Raw genomic sequence first — 15,395 nt, 5'->3', positions numbered from 1 at the left:
ACCCGCAGATCTTTCCAGATCCTTCGGAGACCGAGATGGACCTGCCCGACAATCTGCCCGAGAAGCTCTACCTGCTCGCCTACGACCCCGAGCGCGGGCGGCTCCGTACGACCAACCTGGACCTGGCCCTGCGGGCGGCGGCGCTCACCGAGCTCCTCCGCCGCGGGCTGATCCGTGACGACGGTCGGCACCCGGCCGCCGTCGACGGTGCGACCGGCGGGCTCGACCCGCTCTCCGCCGCGCTGCTGGAGCAGATCCGCCAGGGGCGGCGGCGCACCTGGAAGAGCTGGATCGGGCGCCAGCGGAGGTCGGCGCGGGTGGTCCGCGACGGGCTCGTGGCCTCCGGCCGGATCCGGGTCGAGATGCGACGGGTGCTCGGGTTCTTCCCGGTCGCCCGGGTCGTCCTTCCGCAGCCCAGTGTGCGCAAGGCGCTGACGGCGAGCATCGCGTCGGCGCTGAACGGCCCGCTCAGCCGGGTCGATCCGGCGGACGCGGCGCTGGTCGCCCTGGTCGACGCGGCCCGGCTGGGTTCGGCCCTGACCTGGCGCCAGCGGCGCGAGTTCCGGGCCCGGATCGACAAGCTGGCACCTGCCGCCGGCCCCGTCCCGCGTGCCCTGCGCCGGGCCATCAGCGCCCAGCACGTGGACGGCGGGGCGGGCGGCTGAACCGACCGCACGGTTCCCGGCCGTCCGCGGCCCCGTAGGGTGGTCGGATGCTCGAACCCGCCCTGCTGCCGACCCCGCTGGTGGACTGCACCGACGAGGTGTTCGCCCGGGCCGGGGTGGAGCTGCGGCTGAAGCGGGACGACCTGCTGCACCCGGGCGTCCCCGGCAACAAGTGGCGCAAGCTCGCGCCCAATCTGGCCGCCGCCGTCGAGCAGGGCCACACCCGGCTGCTGACCTTCGGCGGGGCCTACTCGACCCATCTGCGGGCGGTCGCGGTCGCCGCCGGGGCGCTCGGGCTGGAGAGCGTCGGACTGGTGCGCGGCGAGGAGCTGGCCGGCCGGCCGCGCAACTGGTCGCTGCGGGCCGCCGAACGGGCCGGGATGCGGCTGGAGTTCCTCACCCGGTCCGCCTACCGGGAGGCCACCGGCCGGGCCGGTGCCGAGGACGCCGTGGAACTCCAGCACCGCTGGGGCCCCTGCCTGGTGCTCCCGGAGGGCGGCTCCAACGCCCTGGCCGCGATCGGCGCGGCCGCGATCCCGGCCGAACTGCCCGGTCTGGACGGGCGCGACGTGGTCTGCTGCCCGGTCGGCACCGGCGGCACCCTGGCTGGCATCGCGGCGGGGCTGCCGGCCGGCGCCCGGGCGCTCGGGGTGGCCGTGCTGCGCGGCGGCGAGGGCTACCTGGAGGCGGAGGTGGCCCGGCTGCACCGGGCGGGCTTCGGCCGCGAGTTCGACAACTGGTGGATCGACCACGCCCACCACGGCGGCGGCTACGGCAAGGTCCCGGCCGAACTGGCCGCCTTCGCCGGGGAGTTCGAGCGCCGCCACGGCGTCCCGGTGGAGCACCGGTACGTCGCCAAGCTGCTCGCCGCGCTGGCCGACCTGGCCGCGGCGGGTGCCTTCGAACGCGGCACCCGCCTGACGGCCGTGGTCACCGGCCTGCCGGATCCGGAGTAGCCCGCCAGGCCCCGGAGATCAGGACCCGAAGGTCAGGACCCGGAGATCAGGGCCCGGAGATCAGGACCCGAAGGTCAGATCGGCGCAGGGGTCGGTGTCGGCGCCGCGGGTGTTCTCCGCTATGCCGGTGGGGATCCCGCTGGGCGCGGTGCTGCCGGGGGTGGGCGTGGCCGGGGGCGTGGTGGCCGAGTCGAGCCGGGTGCCGGGCGCCTGGTAATCCGCTCCGAGGGTGACGGTGATCGCGCCCGAGCCCGCTTCCTCGACCGCGCGGGCGCCGGGGAACAGGGCGGTGACCTGGTCGGCGGTGGCCTTCAGGCCGGGGTCGTAGGAGACCTCGGTGTGCTGCTTGCCGGGGTTGTTGGCGCCGAGGGTGACGTTCTGGAAGCCGCGGGCCTTGAGCGTCTCGGCGCCGGAGCCGGCCAGCCCGGCGGTGCCGACGCCGTTGACGACGGTGATCGGGGCGGCGGCCTGGTCGGCGGTGAGCGGCGCGTTCGGGGTGGGGCTCGCGCTCGCCCCGGCGGAGGCCGAGGCGTCGGCCGCGCCGGTGCCGGCGGTGCCCTGCCCGTCCAGGGTGCGGTCCTCCTTCAGCAGCTTCCACAGGGTGTCGGCGTCCGGCTGGACCAGCCGCACCCGCTCCCCGGCGAAGCGCCAGGGGGCGGTGACGAAGGTGACGTCGGAGAGCTTGATGTCCTCCATTGAGCGGGCGAAGTCCACCAGCTTCATCGCGGTGCCGAGGCCCTCGTCCACGGTGAGCGACTTGGTGGCGGCGTCGGCCAGCGGCAGCAGGGTGGGCAGTGAGAAGCCCTCGCCCTGGACCTTCTTGATCATCGAGGAGAGGAAGGCCTGCTGGCGCCGCATCCGGCCGATGTCGGAGTTGTCGCCGATGCCGTGGCGGGCTCGCAGGTAGTCGACCGCGGTCTTGCCGGAGAGCTTCTGCAGCCCCTTCTTGAGGTGGATGCCGTACTGGTCGACGTCATTGGGCACGCAGGCGTCCACGCCGCCGAGCGCGTCGGTCATCGCGGCGGCGCCCTTGAAGTCGACCACGATGGTGTGGTCGATCCGCAGCCCGGTGAGCGCCTCCACGGTGTTCTGGGTGCAGGCCGGGTTGCCCTTGGGCAGCTCGCCGAGGCTGAACGCGGAGTTGAACATCTGGTCGTTGCGCGGCTTGCTCCAGGTGCCGTTCGCCAGCTTGCAGGACGGGATGGTGACCAGGGTGTCGCGGGGTATGGAGACGCCGACGGCGTGCTTGTGGTCGGCGTAGACGTGCAGCAGGATCGCGGTGTCCGAGTTGCCGACGCCCTCGTCGCCGCCGCCCAGCGCGTTGTTGCCGTCATCCCGGGTGTCCGAGCCGAGCAGCAGCACGTTGACCGGGACCTGGGCGCCGGGGCTGGCCGGGACGGGGGCGGGCGGGCGCTCGGTGGCGACACCGCCCGCGTCGAAGGTGGTGATGTTGCTGTCCAGCCGGTGGTAGAACCAGGCTCCGGCTCCCACGACCGACAGCACCAGAACGGCGGCCAGGCCGATGGCGGTCCGCAGGTACCGGCGCCGGCGCGTGCTGCTGCTCATCCTCCGTGCCCCCCGTCTTCAGGTGTCTCGCGTTCGGCGTTCGAACGTTAGACGTTCCGGAAGGCTGTTCGGTTACCCCTGGAGGGCAGCGGAATCGACCGCTGGAGCCGTGACGCTCGTCACGCTCCGGGGCCGGCGGCGCCGGTCAGCATCCGGCTGAGCAGGTCCCGCAGCACCGTCCGCTCCTCCGGGTCGAGCGCGGCGAGCGGCTCGCGGGCGAAGTTGAGCGACTCGCGCAGTTCCTCGGAGGCGGCGGCGCCGGTCTCGGTGGCGGCGACCAGCTTGACCCGGCGGTCCTGCCGGTCGGCCTCGCGGGTCACGAAGCCGCGGGCCTCCAGCCGGTCGACGATGCCGGTGATGTTGGAGGGCTCGCAGCTGAGCGTCTGGGCGATGTGGCGCATGGGCAGCGGGCCGCGCCGCAGCAGCGCCAGCACCTTGGCCTGGGCACCGGTGAGTGAGCGGGCGGCGGCGGCCTCCTCGTACTCGCGGTGGAACAGTGCGACCAGGTTGGCCATCAGGTCGACGACCTCGCGGGTGATCTCGTCGGACTGCGGCGTGGCGGCCTCGGTCTGCTGAGTGTCCATGCCTCAGAGTCTACCTGAAAAGTTGACAACATGAACCTTTCATGCCCATCGTTACTTCAGTTGCTCAACCTTTCACCTGCCGAATCCCCCCTTCGAGGAGCACCTCCATGGCAGAGCAGGCCACCCCCGCCACCGCCCGTGAATGGCACCTCGCCGCCCGCCCCCAGGGCTGGCCGGTGCCCACCGACTTCGCCCTGGTCGAGGCCCCGGTCCGGACCCCGGGCCCGGGCGAGATCCTGGTCCGCAACACCCACCTCTCGGTGGACCCGTACATGCGCGGCCGGATGAACGACGTGAAGTCGTACGTGCCCCCGTTCCAGCTCGGCCGGGCCATGGACGGCGGCGCGGTCGGCTATGTCGTCGCCTCCGAGGCCGAGGGCTTCGCCCCCGGCGACGCCGTGCTGCACGGGCTCGGCTGGCGCGAGTACGCCACCCTGGACGCGAGGCACGCCGTGAAGGTCGACCCGGCCGCCGCCCCGCTCTCCGCCTACCTCGGCGTGCTCGGCATGCCCGGCCTGACCGCCTACGCCGGGCTGCTCGCCGTCGGCGGCCTCAAGGAGGGCGACAAGGTCTTCGTCTCCGGCGCGGCCGGCGCCGTCGGCTCGCTGGTCGGCCAGATCGCCCGGCTCAAGGGCGCCTCGCTGGTGGTCGGCTCGGCCGGCTCGGCGGAGAAGGTCGCCAAGCTGGTCGACGAGTACGGCTTCGACGCGGCCTTCAACTACAAGGACGCCCCGGTCGCCGAGCAGCTCGCCAAGGCCGCCCCGGAGGGCATCGACCTCTACTTCGACAACGTCGGCGGCGACCACCTGGAGGCCGCGATCGGCGCCCTCGGCGTGCACGGCCGGGCGGTGCTCTGCGGCGCGATCGCCCAGTACAACGACACCACCGCGCCCGCCGCCCCGCGCAACCTGGCGATGGCGATCGGCAAGCGGCTGCGCCTGGAGGGCATGCTGGTGGGCGACCACGCCGCCCTCCAGCCGCAGTTCGTCACCGAGGTGGGCGGCTGGCTGAAGTCCGGCGAACTGCGCACCGAGGAGACCGTGGTGGACGGCTTCGAGAACGCCGCCGAGGCCTTCATCGACCTGCTGCGCGGCGCCAACACCGGCAAGATGGTCGTCCGCCTGGACGGCTGACGTCCCGTCAGGGAGCCGACCGCCCCGCCGCCCCGGACCGGGCGCGCGGGGCGGTTCGCGTGCACGGCGCAGGGGATCCGGCCGCACTACCGCATTCCGGCCGGATCCGAAAGTGCGTCATCCATCCTGCGCCGCCGCGCGGTACGGTGGTCCCGCCCGGCGATGGGGCCGTTCGGGGGAGAGATCCGGCCGAGGGGTAGACCTCGTTGAGGATTCGACTAGCATTGAGCGAAAGCCTGTCCGTTTTGCTCAATTTAGTAGCTTAATGTCGGCTAACGTGGGTAACTGTGGATCAACTGCAGGCACGAGGCAGCTGGGGAAGGCGACCCTCGTCCACAGCCTGGAGGTCCCGGTGACGACACGTGGAGTTCTCTACATCCACTCCGCGCCCCGCGCGCTGTGCCCGCACGTCGAGTGGGCCGTCGCGGGGGTGCTCGGTGTGCGGGTGAGCCTGGACTGGATCCGCCAGCCGGCCGCACCCGGGCATTGGCGCGCCGAACTCTCCTGGCAGGGGGAGCCCGGCACCGCCTCCAAGGTCGCCTCCGCGCTGCGCGGCTGGCAGCTGATGCGGTACGAGGTGACCAGCGAGCCCTGTGCCACGGCGGAGGGGGAGCGGTACAGCAGCACGCCCACGCTCGGCATCTTCCACGCCGTCACGGGCATCCACGGAGACATCCTGATCCCCGAGGACCGGCTGCGGGCCGTCCTGCTGCGGGCCCGCAGCGAGGGCGCCGACCTGGAGGCCGAGATCTCCCGGTTGCTCGGCAAGCCCTGGGACGACGAACTGGAGCCGTTCCGCTACGCGGGCGAGGGCGCGCCGGTGCGCTGGCTGCACCAGGTGGTCTGAGGCCGTACGCACGACGAAGGGGCCGGCGCTCGCGGAGAGCGCCGGCCCCTTCGTGCTGGGTGCCGCGGGGTGCGGACCGGGTCAGCGGGTGCGGAAGGCCAGCACCACGTTGTGGCCGCCGAAGCCGAACGAGTTGTTCAGCGCGGCGATCCGGCCCTCGGGCAGCGGGGTCGCCTCGGTCACGATCCTGGCGTCCACCTCGTCGTCGAGCTCCTCGACGTTGATGGTCGGCGGGGCGATCCGGTGGTACAGCGCCAGCACGGTGGCGACGGTCTCGATGCCGCCGGCGCCGCCCAGCAGGTGACCGGTCATCGACTTGGTGGCCGAGACCAGGATGTGGTCGAGGTCCTCGCCCAGTTCCTTGCGCAGCGCCTTCAGCTCGGCGGTGTCGCCCTGCGGGGTCGAGGTGGCGTGCGCGTTGACGTGCACGATCTCGGCCTTGTCCAGCTCGTTGCGGTCGAACAGGTCGGCCAGCGCGCGGGCCACGCCGGCGCCGGTCGGCTCGGGCTGGGCGATGTGGTGGGCGTCCGAGGACAGACCCTGGCCGACCGCCTCGCAGTAGATCCGGGTGTTGCGGGCCTCGGCGTGCTCCAGCGACTCCAGCACGACCACACCGGCACCCTCGCCCAGCACGAAGCCGTCACGGGCCTTGTCGTACGGGCGCGAGGCGCGCTCGGGGTCGTCGTTCTGCTTGGACATCGCCATCATGTTGGCGAACGCGGCGATCGGCAGCGGGTGGATCGCCGCCTCGGTGCCGCCGGCCACCACGACGTCGGCGCGGCCGCTGCGGATCATCTCGATCGCGTAGCCGATCGCCTCGGCGCCGGAGGCGCAGGCGGAGACGGGGGTGTGCACACCCGCGCGGGCGCCGACCTCCAGACCGACGTTGGCCGCCGGGGAGTTGGGCATCAGCATCGGGACGGTGTGCGGGGAGACCTTGCGGGCGCCCTTCTCCTTCAGCACGTCGTACTGGTCGAGCAGGGTGGTCACGCCGCCGATGCCGGAGGCGATCACGGCGCCCAGGCGCTCGGGGGCGAGCTTGGAGGAGTCGTCGGTGGCCGGGGTCTCGAAGCCGGCGTCGGCCCAGGCCTCGCGGGCGGCGATCAGCGCGAACTGGGCCGAGCGGTCCAGCTTCCGGGCCAGCGGCCGGGGCAGGATCTCGCCAGGCTCGACCGCGGTGCGCGCGGCGATCCGGACCGGCAGGTCCTCGGCCCACTCCTCGGTCAGGGCCGCCACCCCGGAGCGCCCGGCGACCAGGTTCTCCCAGGTCGTGGCGGCGTCGCCGCCCAGCGGCGTGAAGGCGCCGATACCCGTGACGACCACGGTTCGGTTCTCAGCGGTCACTGGTCTCTCTTCTTTCACGTTCGTGCGGGGTCGGCGGCGAGCCGAAGAAGGGCCCGGCCGGGCGCCCGGGTGGGGCGTCCCGGCCGGCGGATCGGCCTGGCTCGGGGGAGCCGGGCCGACGGGTCAGCCGTCCGAGGCGTGCGTCACGCCGGACGGACTGTGCGACTCGTACGAGTCGGCTGATCAGGCGTCGGCGTTGGTGAGGATGTAGTTCACCGCGTCGCCGACGGTCTTCAGGTTCTTGACCTCGTCGTCCGGGATCTTGACGTCGAAGCGCTCCTCGGCGGCCACGACGACCTCGACCATGGACAGCGAGTCGACGTCCAGGTCGTCGGTGAAGGACTTGTCCTCCTGGACGTCCTCCGCCGGGATGCCGGCGATCTCGTTGACGATCTCGGCGAGACCTTCCAGGACCTCGTCCTTGGTAGCCATACTGGCTGCTCCTCTTCGGTGTTGAACGTGTCCGACCGTCAGCCGAACACGGGCTTGTGGATGGATGGGGCGAAACGCGCCTAGGGGAGCGTAACGACCGCCGCAGCGTAGACGAGACCCGCCCCGAACCCGATGATCAGCGCGAGGTCGCCGCTGTGGGCCTCGCCGGACTCCAGCATGCGCTCCATCGCCAGCGGGATGGAGGCGGCGGAGGTGTTGCCGGTCTCGGCGATGTCCCGGGCGACCGGCACCGACGCGGGCAGCTTGAGCGCCTTGATCATCGCGTCGGTGATCCGCATGTTGGCCTGGTGCGGGATGAAGGCGCCGAGCTGGTCGGCGGTGACCCCGGCGGCGTCCAGCGCCTGCTGGGCCACCTTGGCCATCTCCCAGACCGCCCAGCGGAACACCGGCTGGCCGTCCATCCGCAGGGCCGGCCAGGTGCGGCCCTGCTCCGGGTCCTCGGCCTGGCCGTTGATCGCGTCGGGCTTGGCGAAGGCGGTGTCCCAGGCCTGGGTCTGGGTGATGACGTCGGCCTGCGAGCCGTCCGAGCCCCAGATCAGCTTGCCGATGCCCGGGGTGTCGGACGGGCCGACGATCGCGGCGCCGGCGCCGTCACCGAAGATGAAGGCGGTCGAACGGTCCGACTTGTCGGTCAGGTCGCTGAGCCGCTCGACGCCGATCACCAGCACGTACTCGGCGTTGCCGCCGCGGATCATGCCGTCGGCCAGGCCCAGGCCGTAGCCGAAGCCGGCGCAGGCGGCCGAGATGTCGAAGGCCGGGGCGGTGCCGCAGCCGAGCCGCTCGGCGATCTCGGTGGCGATCGCGGGGGTCTGCTTGAGGTGCGAGACGGTCGCGACGATCACGCCGCCGATCTGCTCGGGGGCGATGCCGGCCTGCGCGATCGCCTTGCCGGCGGCCTGCAGCGACATCTCGGCGACGCTCTCCTCCGGGCCCGCCCAGCGGCGCTCGGCGATCCCGCTGCGGGTGCGGATCCACTCGTCGGAGGAGTCGATCCACTCCAGGACCTCGGAGTTGGGGATGACCCGGACCGGACGGTAGCCGCCGACCCCGTGGATGCGGGCGTACTGCGCGCCGGTGGCGGGTCGGATCTGCGGCTTGGTCATGCCTGGTCCTCCTGGTCCTGCTGTTCCTGACCGCCGTGCTCCGCGATGAGCTCGCGGGCCTTGTCCAGATCGGCGGGGGTCTTCAGGGCGAGCGTGGCCACACCCTTCAGGTTGCGCTTGAACAGCGCGGTCAGCGTGCCCGCGGGGGACAGCTCGATGACGGCGGTGGCGCCCAGCTGTCCGAGGGTCTCCATGCAGAGGTCCCAGCGGACCGGGTTGGAGACCTGCGACACCAGGCGGGCCAGCACCTCGGCGCCGGAGCCGACGACCTCGCCGTCCTTGTTGGACACGTAGCGGACCTGCGGGTCGGCCACGGTCAGGCTCGGGGCCAGCGCGGCCAGCCGCTCGACGCCGGGGGCCATGTGCTCGGTGTGGAAGGCGCCGGCCACCTTGAGGGCGATCAGCTTGGCGCCGGCCGGCGGGTCCGCCTTCAGGTCCGCCAGCTGGGCCAGCGTGCCGGCCGCGACGATCTGGCCGCCGCCGTTGTTGTTGGCCGCCGTCAGGCCGTGTTCGGCCAGCTTGGCCGCGACGACCTCCGGGTCGCCGCCGAGCACGGCGGTCATACCGGTCTCGGTGACGGTGGCGGCCTCGGCCATGGCCAGGCCGCGCTCGCGGACGAAGGCCAGGGCGTCATGGGCGCTGAGCACCCCGGCGCCGGCCGCGGCGGTGATCTCGCCGACGCTGTGACCGGCGACGGCGCCGACCAGCTTGCGGGCGACGTCCTCGTCCGGGAACAGCTCACGGGCGGTCATCAGACCGGCCGCGACCAGCAGCGGCTGGGCGACGGCGGTGTCCTTGATGTCCTCGGCGGACGCCTCGGTCCCGGCGTGCACCAGGTCGAGCCCGGCGACCTCCGACCAGCCGCGCAGGCGGTCGGCGACACCGTCGAGCTCCAGCCAGGGGCTGAGGAAACCGGGGGACTGGGCACCCTGTCCAGGGGCGACGATTACGAGCACGGTTCAACCCTCTCTCGCCAGGCGCCCAGGGGCGGGTAGGCGACGGTAACGAAGAAAACCATCCGGGATTGTATGGTCCCTACACTCCGGCTCAGCCGGGCTCCCCGGCGGCGGTGAGCCGGCCGAGGGCCAGTGCGATCCGCAGAGTGAACGCCGAACGTACGTCGGAGGGGGCGTACCCCGTGACGTCGGTCACACGTCGTAGCCGGTAGCGCACCGTGTTGGGGTGCACGAAGAGCATCCGGGCGGCTCCCTCCAGGGACGACGCCTGCTCCAGGTAGACACTCAGCGTCTCCAGCAGGGCGGAGCCGGCCTCGTCCAGCGGTGTGTAGATCTCCTCCACCAACTGGGCGCGGGCGGCCTGGTCCCCGGCCAGCGCCCGCTCCGGCAGCAGGTCGTCCGCGAGCACCGGGCGGGGGGCGTCCGGCCAGGCGGCGCAGGCCCGCAGGCCGGCCGCGGCGGCGTGCGCCGAGCGGGTCGCCGACAGCAGGTCCGGCACGGTCGGGCCGATCACCACCGGGCCCGGCGCGAACTGGCCGATCAGCGCCCGGGCGGCGTGCACCGGCTCCTTCTCACCGCCGACCACCACCACCAGGCGCTTGCCCAACACCCCGGTCAGCACGTTCAGCTTGGCGTACCGGGCGGCCCGGCGGATCGCCTCGACCACCAGCTCGCTGTCCCCGTCCGGGGCGCTGCCCATCACCACCCGGACCTGGCTGGGCTGGCCCCAGCCCAGCGCGGCGGCGCGGGAGAGCACCCCCTCGTCGGCGTCGCCGGACAGCAGGGAGTTCACCACCAGCGCCTCCAGCCGGGCGTCCCAGGCGCCGCGTGCCTCGGCCGCCTGGGCGTACACCTGGGCGGTGGCGAAGGCGATCTCCCGGGCGTAGACCAGCACGGACTCGCGCATGTCCGCCTCGTCGCCGGGGGCGGCCACCTCCTCGATGGCCTCCTCCATCACCTCGATCGTGGTGCGGATCAGCTCCACGGTCTGGCGCAGGGTGATCGCCCGGGTCAGCTCGCGCGGCGCGGTGCCGAAGACGTCGGTGGAGATCGCCCGGGCGGCCTCCGGGTGGCGGTACCACTCGGTGAAGGCCGCGATGCCGGCCTGGGCGACCAGGCCGATCCAGGACCGGTGCTCCGGCGGCATCCGCCGGTACCAGCCGAGTTGGTCGTCCATCCGCGCGATCGCGGCGGTGGCCAGCTTGCCCGAGGACTTCTCCAGCCGCTTGAGCGTCGCGGCCCGGCGCTCGGCCCGCTCGGCGGCGTTTCTGCGCTCCTGGGCCGTCAGACGGGGCGCGGGGCGGCCGGGGCGGTCGCGGCCGCCCCGGGGAGCCGGACTGTTCCCGGTGGGATCGGCTGCGGGAGTGGGATCGCTCTTGGAGTTCGCGGAAGCGGCTGGCACAAGGACAAGACTGCCTCACGCGGGTGACTGCTCGTGCACACCCCCCGGCGCGGGGGCCCGGTGGTCCCGGTCACACCCGCGGGCCGCGGGGCGCGCCCGTGCCCGGGGACGGGCCGCCCGGCACAGTACGGTGGGGCCCGTGACCGACGCCGCCGCCCGCCCCCGTGCCGACCTGCGCCGCACCGCCGAGCGCTACCGCTCCACCCCCGCCGAGGGCGTCGAGACCCGGCACGCGTTCTCCTTCTCCGGCCACTACGACCCGAAGAACACCCACTTCGGCGCGCTGCTCGCGTGCAACGAGGAACTCCTCGCCCCCGGCGCCGGGTTCGAGGAGCACAAGCACCGGGACACCGAGATCCTCACCTGGGTGCTGGAGGGCGCGCTCGCCCACCGGGACTCGCACGGCCACAGCGGGGTGGTGCGCCCGGGCATGGTCCAGCACCTGAGCGCGGGCTCCGGGGTCACCCACACCGAGCGCAACGTCGGCGGCGCCACCGGCCCGGTGCGCTTCGTCCAGATGTGGCTGCAGCCGGACGAGTTCGACGCCGCCCCCGCGTACGGGCTGCGCAAGGTGGAACCGGCGGACGGCGGGTTGACGCTGCTGGCCTCCGGGCTGGAGCGGGACGCCGGGACGGACGCCCTGCGGCTGCGCCGCGGCGACGCCGCGCTCTGGCTGGCCACCGCCGGTCCGTGGCAGCCGCTGCCGCAACTGCCGGCGGCGCCCTGGCGGTACGCGCACCTGACGGCCGGCACGCTGGGCTACCGGACCGTCCCGGGGCCCAAGGGCGCCGGCCGGTCGATGGTGCCCGGCGACAGCGTGCGGATCACCGGCGAGGCCTTCGCCGACCCGGCGGCCGGCGAGACCGGCGCCCAGCTGCTGCTCTGGGAGATGCACTCGCCGGTCTCGTACGGCTGAGGTCAGCCAGTCAGCCAGTCAGCCAGTCCGCGAGCCCTTCAGCCCTTCAGTCCTTCAGTTCTTCAGTTCGGTGAGGACGGCGTCGGAGAGCGGCGGCCAGGCCTCGACGGCCCAGGGGCCGAAGTCCCGGTCGGTGAGCGCGATGCAGGCCGCGTCGGCCTGCGGGTCGACCCAGAGGAAGGTGCCGGACTGGCCGAAGTGGCCGAAGGTCTCGGGGGAGTTGGCGGTGCCGGTCCAGTGCGGGCTCTTGCCGTCGCGGATCTCGAAGCCCAGGCCCCAGTCGTTCGGGCGGCGGTGTCCGTAGCCGGGCAGCACGCCGCTGGTGCCGGGGAAGGCGACCTCGCGGGTGGCCCGCCGGACGGTGGACGGGTCCAGCAGCTGGGGGGACTGCAACTCGGCGGCGAACCGGGTGAGGTCGGCCACCGTGGACAGGCCGCCGGCGCCGGCCGGGGACTTGATCGCGGTGTTGATCAGGGTGTCGTGCATGCCCAGCGGCTCGAACACCGCCTCGGCGACGTACTGGTGGAACGCGATCCCGGCGGCCTCGGCCAAGGTGCGGGCGAGCACGTCGAAACCGGCGTTCGAGTAGAGCCGGCGGTTGCCGGGCTCGGCGAACAGCCGGTCCTCGTCGAAGCCGAGGCCGGAGGTGTGGGCCAGCAGGTGGCGGACGGTGGAGCCGGGCGGGCCGGCCGGGTCGTCCAGCTCGAACACGCCCTCCTCCAGGGCGACCAGGGCCGCGTAGGAGGTGAGCAGCTTGGTCACCGAGGCCAGCGGGAAGAGGTGCTGCTGCGGACCGTGGGCGGCCAGCACCGCGCCGTCCGACCCCCGGACCACCGCGGCGGCGGCGTGGGGCACGGGCCAGTTGTCGATCATCCGCAAGCTCTCCATGCGGTCGACTCTAGCCGGGCCCGGAACGGGGTGGTGGGGCCACCCGGCTGGGCGGCTTGCTTGGAGTGCACTCCAACTCGGTAGCGTCGTTCCCGTCTACAGGACAGGGGGAACCGATCATGGCCACACCCGTACGGGCCAGGGCCGGGCTGCGCAGCTGCGCCGAGGTGTACCAGGGCCCGGCCGGCGAGCCGGACCGCACCCCGCGGCACACCATCAGCGAGGTCGCCGCGGCCAGCGGGCTGACCGCCCACACCCTGCGCTGGTACGAGCGGATCGGCCTGCTCGACCCGGTCGACCGCGCGGTCGGCGGCCAACGCCGCTACTGCGACGCCGACCTGCACCGGCTGGCCTTCCTGGGCCGGCTGCGGCTGACCGGGATGTCGGTGGCGGACATGCTCAAGTACGTGGACATGGCCCGCCGCGGCGAGGAGACCTACCCCGAGCGGCGGGAGCTGCTGGAGGCGCAGCGCGAGGAGGTCCGGCAGCGGATCACCGACCTCCAGGCGACGCTGGCCGTCCTCGACCACAAGATCGATCTCTACGCCGGGAAGATCGCCGACAGTGCCGACACCCCCGTCCGATGCCAGTACCACCGACCAGAGGAAGAGCAGAGCGCTTGACATCCCCCTCCGGTTGAAGCCGGAGGATTCCGACCCTCGCGGGGCGGGCTTTCTGCTTCGCGGCCGATTGCCGACCCGGGGCTACCGGCGAAGGGACGGTGTGCCGCCCATCGGTCCTACATCAGCTCCACAGACCTGACTTTCCGCCAGTCCGGCGGTAGGCCGGGCCGGAACTTGGTTATCGTTCCGACCCGGCGTGACTAACCAATCACGATATGTGACCACCCCTGGAGGCGTCAGATGACTCACCCCGTCCTTCCCACCGCGCCCCTCGGCACCGACGGCCCGCTCGTGGGCGTCCAGGGCCTCGGCTGCATGGGCATGAGCGAGTTCTACGGCCCGACCGACTCCGCCGAGGCGCTCGCCACGCTGGACGCCGCGCTGGAGGCCGGTGTCACGCTGTTCGACACCGCCGACATGTACGGCTCCGGCCGCAACGAGGAGTTCATCGGCCCCTTCGTCCGGGCCAACCGCGACCGGGTGGTGCTCGCCACCAAGTTCGCCATCGAGCGCGACGAGAACGACCCGACCAAGCGCGCCATCCGCAACGACCCCGCGTACATCCGCGGCGCCGTGGAGGGCTCGCTGCGCCGCCTCGGCGTGGACGTGATCGACCTCTACTACATGCACCGCCGCAACCCGGAGGTGCCGCTGGCCGAATCGGTCGGTGCCATGGCCGAGTTGGTGCAGGCAGGCAAGGTCCGGCAGCTGGGCCTGTCCGAGGTGACCGGGGCCGAGCTGCGCGAGGCGCACGCCGTCCACCCGATCGCCGCGGTGCAGTCCGAGTGGTCGGTGTTCGCCCGTGACGTCGAGCGCTCGGCGGTGCCGGCCGCGGCCGAGCTGGGCGTCGCCTTCGTGCCGTACTCGCCGCTCGGGCGCGGCTTCCTGACCGGCGCCTTCCAGGACGCCGCGAACCTCGCGGCGGACGACTTCCGCCGCACCCACCCGCGCTACACCGGGGAGAACGCCGTCGCCAACGGCGAACTGCTCACCCCGCTGCGGAAGATCGCCGAGGCCCACGACGCGACGCTCGCCCAGGTCGCGCTGGCCTGGGTGCACCAGCGGGCCGAGGTGCACGGCCTGACCGTCGTGCCGATCCCCGGCACCCGCAAGCGCAGCCGGCTGGCCGAGAACACCGCTGCGGCCACCCTGCGGCTGAGCGCGGAGGAACTGGCGCTGCTGGAGCCGCTGGCCGGGCAGGTCGCCGGGGACCGTTACGCGGACATGCGCAACACCTCGGTCGGGCGGGAGTAACGCCCGCCGGGGTCCGGGGAGTCGGCGACTCCCCGGACCCCGTCCCCCGGGCCTTCGGGCCCTTGGGAGCTCAGGCCTTGCGGCCCATCCAGGCGGCCAGCCGGGTGTGCACGTCGGCGTCCGCCGCGGCCGGCCGCACCGCGCCGAACGGGACGCCCTCGACCCGGCTCGCGGGCGGCAGGACCAGCTCGGCGACGGCCAGCGCGGTGTGCGCCAGGGCGTCGTCCAGGACGAAGCCGTTGTCGAGGGCGGTGGCGATGTCCCAGGAGTGGGTGACCGTCTCCATCACGTAGCCGCCGACCACCATGCCGCCGGGCACCTCGCCCCAGGGGGCGAAGGTCGGGCGGCCCAGCTTGGCGTCGTCCGCCCAGGCGGCGGTGGCGCGGGCGGCGGCCCGGGCGAGCGCGGCCGGCCAGCCCTCGTCGGACGGGTCCTCGATGGCCGGCACGATGTCCTGGGACCGGCCGCCCTCGCCCAGGTAGGCGAACCGGTGGACGCCGCCGACCACGTGGTTCAGCAGCTGACGCAGTGTGAACTCCTCGCACGGGGTGGGCCGGTCGAGGTCGGCGGGGGTGACGGCGGCGAACAGCTGCGCCAGCTGGCCGAGGGCGGTGAGGTACTGCGGGCGGGCGTCCTGGACGGCGCTCATCTGCGTTCGGCTCCTTCGTACGGTGTGGTGCTGCGCGGTGCGGTGTGTGCTGCGCG

General features: G+C 73.2%; 16 protein-coding genes. 7 read left to right on the top strand and 9 right to left on the bottom strand.

All coding sequences use genetic code 11. The features are described 5' to 3' along the window. Positions 1-35: 35 nt before the first annotated feature. Together ACZ47G_RS12690 and ACZ47G_RS12685 are read left to right on the top strand one after the other, a co-directional pair. The gene (locus ACZ47G_RS12690) at positions 36-665 is read left to right on the top strand and encodes a GOLPH3/VPS74 family protein (protein ID WP_465741802.1); all 630 of its coding nucleotides are present in this window, start codon (positions 36-38) and stop codon (positions 663-665) included. Positions 666-712: 47 nt separating this feature from the next. Continuing rightward, on the top strand, positions 713-1,621 hold the full coding sequence (locus ACZ47G_RS12685; protein WP_465741800.1) for a 1-aminocyclopropane-1-carboxylate deaminase/D-cysteine desulfhydrase: 909 nt from the start codon (positions 713-715) through the stop codon (positions 1,619-1,621). A gap of 60 nt (positions 1,622-1,681) precedes the next feature. Here the strand turns inward: ACZ47G_RS12685 and ACZ47G_RS12680 are convergent, their stop codons facing one another. Together ACZ47G_RS12680 and ACZ47G_RS12675 are read right to left on the bottom strand one after the other, a co-directional pair. Next, complete coding sequence (locus ACZ47G_RS12680) at positions 1,682-3,187, bottom strand: LCP family protein (RefSeq protein ID WP_465741798.1); 1,506 nt, start codon at positions 3,185-3,187, stop codon at positions 1,682-1,684. A 119-nt stretch (positions 3,188-3,306) separates the two neighbouring features. Continuing rightward, positions 3,307-3,771: a MarR family winged helix-turn-helix transcriptional regulator gene (locus ACZ47G_RS12675; RefSeq protein WP_465741796.1), complete on the bottom strand. Its 465-nt coding sequence runs from the start codon at positions 3,769-3,771 to the stop codon at positions 3,307-3,309. Between the two features lie 107 nt (positions 3,772-3,878). Here ACZ47G_RS12675 and ACZ47G_RS12670 point away from each other — a divergent pair, with 107 nt between their 5' ends. Continuing rightward, positions 3,879-4,904: an NADP-dependent oxidoreductase gene (locus ACZ47G_RS12670; RefSeq protein WP_465741794.1), complete on the top strand. Its 1,026-nt coding sequence runs from the start codon at positions 3,879-3,881 to the stop codon at positions 4,902-4,904. 352 nt (positions 4,905-5,256) lie between these two features. Next, a complete protein-coding gene (locus ACZ47G_RS12665; RefSeq protein ID WP_188304317.1) occupies positions 5,257-5,751 on the top strand; it encodes a DUF3145 domain-containing protein in 495 nt (164 codons plus the stop codon). 81 nt (positions 5,752-5,832) lie between these two features. Here ACZ47G_RS12665 and fabF read toward each other — a convergent pair whose 3' ends face one another. The 5 genes from fabF to ACZ47G_RS12640 all read right to left on the bottom strand — a co-directional run bounded on the left by fabF (position 5,833) and on the right by ACZ47G_RS12640 (position 10,895). Further along, on the bottom strand, positions 5,833-7,095 hold the full coding sequence (fabF, locus tag ACZ47G_RS12660) for a beta-ketoacyl-ACP synthase II (RefSeq protein ID WP_465741791.1): 1,263 nt from the start codon (positions 7,093-7,095) through the stop codon (positions 5,833-5,835). Positions 7,096-7,278: 183 nt separating this feature from the next. Next, positions 7,279-7,527 carry an acyl carrier protein gene (locus ACZ47G_RS12655; RefSeq protein ID WP_380460597.1) on the bottom strand — a complete coding sequence of 83 codons (249 nt, stop codon included), beginning with the start codon at positions 7,525-7,527 and terminating at the stop codon, positions 7,279-7,281. Positions 7,528-7,607: 80 nt separating this feature from the next. Further along, positions 7,608-8,651 (bottom strand): beta-ketoacyl-ACP synthase III, encoded by a 1,044-nt coding sequence (locus ACZ47G_RS12650; RefSeq protein ID WP_465741789.1) that lies wholly within the window; start codon positions 8,649-8,651, stop codon positions 7,608-7,610. After that, entirely contained in the window at positions 8,648-9,607 is a 960-nt protein-coding gene (locus tag ACZ47G_RS12645; RefSeq protein WP_465741787.1) for an ACP S-malonyltransferase, read from the bottom strand. The genes ACZ47G_RS12650 and ACZ47G_RS12645 overlap by 4 nt, the downstream gene beginning before the upstream one ends. A 91-nt stretch (positions 9,608-9,698) precedes the next feature. Beyond that, the gene (locus ACZ47G_RS12640) at positions 9,699-10,895 is read right to left on the bottom strand and encodes a PucR family transcriptional regulator (RefSeq protein WP_465742084.1); all 1,197 of its coding nucleotides are present in this window, start codon (positions 10,893-10,895) and stop codon (positions 9,699-9,701) included. A gap of 253 nt (positions 10,896-11,148) precedes the next feature. Between ACZ47G_RS12640 and ACZ47G_RS12635 the strand changes: the two genes are divergently transcribed. Then, on the top strand, positions 11,149-11,925 hold the full coding sequence (locus ACZ47G_RS12635; RefSeq protein WP_465741785.1) for a pirin family protein: 777 nt from the start codon (positions 11,149-11,151) through the stop codon (positions 11,923-11,925). Positions 11,926-11,979: 54 nt separating this feature from the next. On the opposite strand, the gene ACZ47G_RS12630 is transcribed toward ACZ47G_RS12635, so the two are convergent. Further along, positions 11,980-12,813: a serine hydrolase domain-containing protein gene (locus tag ACZ47G_RS12630; RefSeq protein WP_465741783.1), complete on the bottom strand. Its 834-nt coding sequence runs from the start codon at positions 12,811-12,813 to the stop codon at positions 11,980-11,982. 119 nt (positions 12,814-12,932) lie between these two features. On the opposite strand from ACZ47G_RS12630, the gene ACZ47G_RS12625 reads away from it, so the two are divergent. Next, on the top strand, positions 12,933-13,436 hold the full coding sequence (locus tag ACZ47G_RS12625) for a MerR family transcriptional regulator (RefSeq protein ID WP_465741781.1): 504 nt from the start codon (positions 12,933-12,935) through the stop codon (positions 13,434-13,436). Between the two features lie 240 nt (positions 13,437-13,676). After that, on the top strand, positions 13,677-14,690 hold the full coding sequence (locus tag ACZ47G_RS12620; protein WP_465741779.1) for an aldo/keto reductase: 1,014 nt from the start codon (positions 13,677-13,679) through the stop codon (positions 14,688-14,690). A 70-nt stretch (positions 14,691-14,760) separates the two neighbouring features. Here ACZ47G_RS12620 and ACZ47G_RS12615 read toward each other — a convergent pair whose 3' ends face one another. Then, complete coding sequence (locus tag ACZ47G_RS12615) at positions 14,761-15,339, bottom strand: TIGR03086 family metal-binding protein (RefSeq protein ID WP_465741777.1); 579 nt, start codon at positions 15,337-15,339, stop codon at positions 14,761-14,763. Between the last annotated feature and the right edge of the window lie 56 nt (positions 15,340-15,395).

The organism is Kitasatospora sp. NPDC030952 (genome assembly GCF_055571335.1).
This window is presented reverse-complemented; position numbering and strand designations above follow the sequence as displayed.

Coding starts and splice junctions, on each gene's coding strand:
- ACZ47G_RS12690 (WP_465741802.1), top strand. CDS start 36: ATGGACCTGCCCGACAATCTGCCCGAGAAGCTCTACCTGCTCGCCTAC.
- ACZ47G_RS12685 (WP_465741800.1), top strand. CDS start 713: ATGCTCGAACCCGCCCTGCTGCCGACCCCGCTGGTGGACTGCACCGAC.
- ACZ47G_RS12680 (WP_465741798.1), bottom strand. CDS start 3,187: ATGAGCAGCAGCACGCGCCGGCGCCGGTACCTGCGGACCGCCATCGGC.
- ACZ47G_RS12675 (WP_465741796.1), bottom strand. CDS start 3,771: ATGGACACTCAGCAGACCGAGGCCGCCACGCCGCAGTCCGACGAGATC.
- ACZ47G_RS12670 (WP_465741794.1), top strand. CDS start 3,879: ATGGCAGAGCAGGCCACCCCCGCCACCGCCCGTGAATGGCACCTCGCC.
- ACZ47G_RS12655 (WP_380460597.1), bottom strand. CDS start 7,527: ATGGCTACCAAGGACGAGGTCCTGGAAGGTCTCGCCGAGATCGTCAAC.
- ACZ47G_RS12650 (WP_465741789.1), bottom strand. CDS start 8,651: ATGACCAAGCCGCAGATCCGACCCGCCACCGGCGCGCAGTACGCCCGC.
- ACZ47G_RS12630 (WP_465741783.1), bottom strand. CDS start 12,813: ATGGAGAGCTTGCGGATGATCGACAACTGGCCCGTGCCCCACGCCGCC.
- ACZ47G_RS12625 (WP_465741781.1), top strand. CDS start 12,933: ATGGCCACACCCGTACGGGCCAGGGCCGGGCTGCGCAGCTGCGCCGAG.
- ACZ47G_RS12620 (WP_465741779.1), top strand. CDS start 13,677: ATGACTCACCCCGTCCTTCCCACCGCGCCCCTCGGCACCGACGGCCCG.
- ACZ47G_RS12615 (WP_465741777.1), bottom strand. CDS start 15,339: ATGAGCGCCGTCCAGGACGCCCGCCCGCAGTACCTCACCGCCCTCGGC.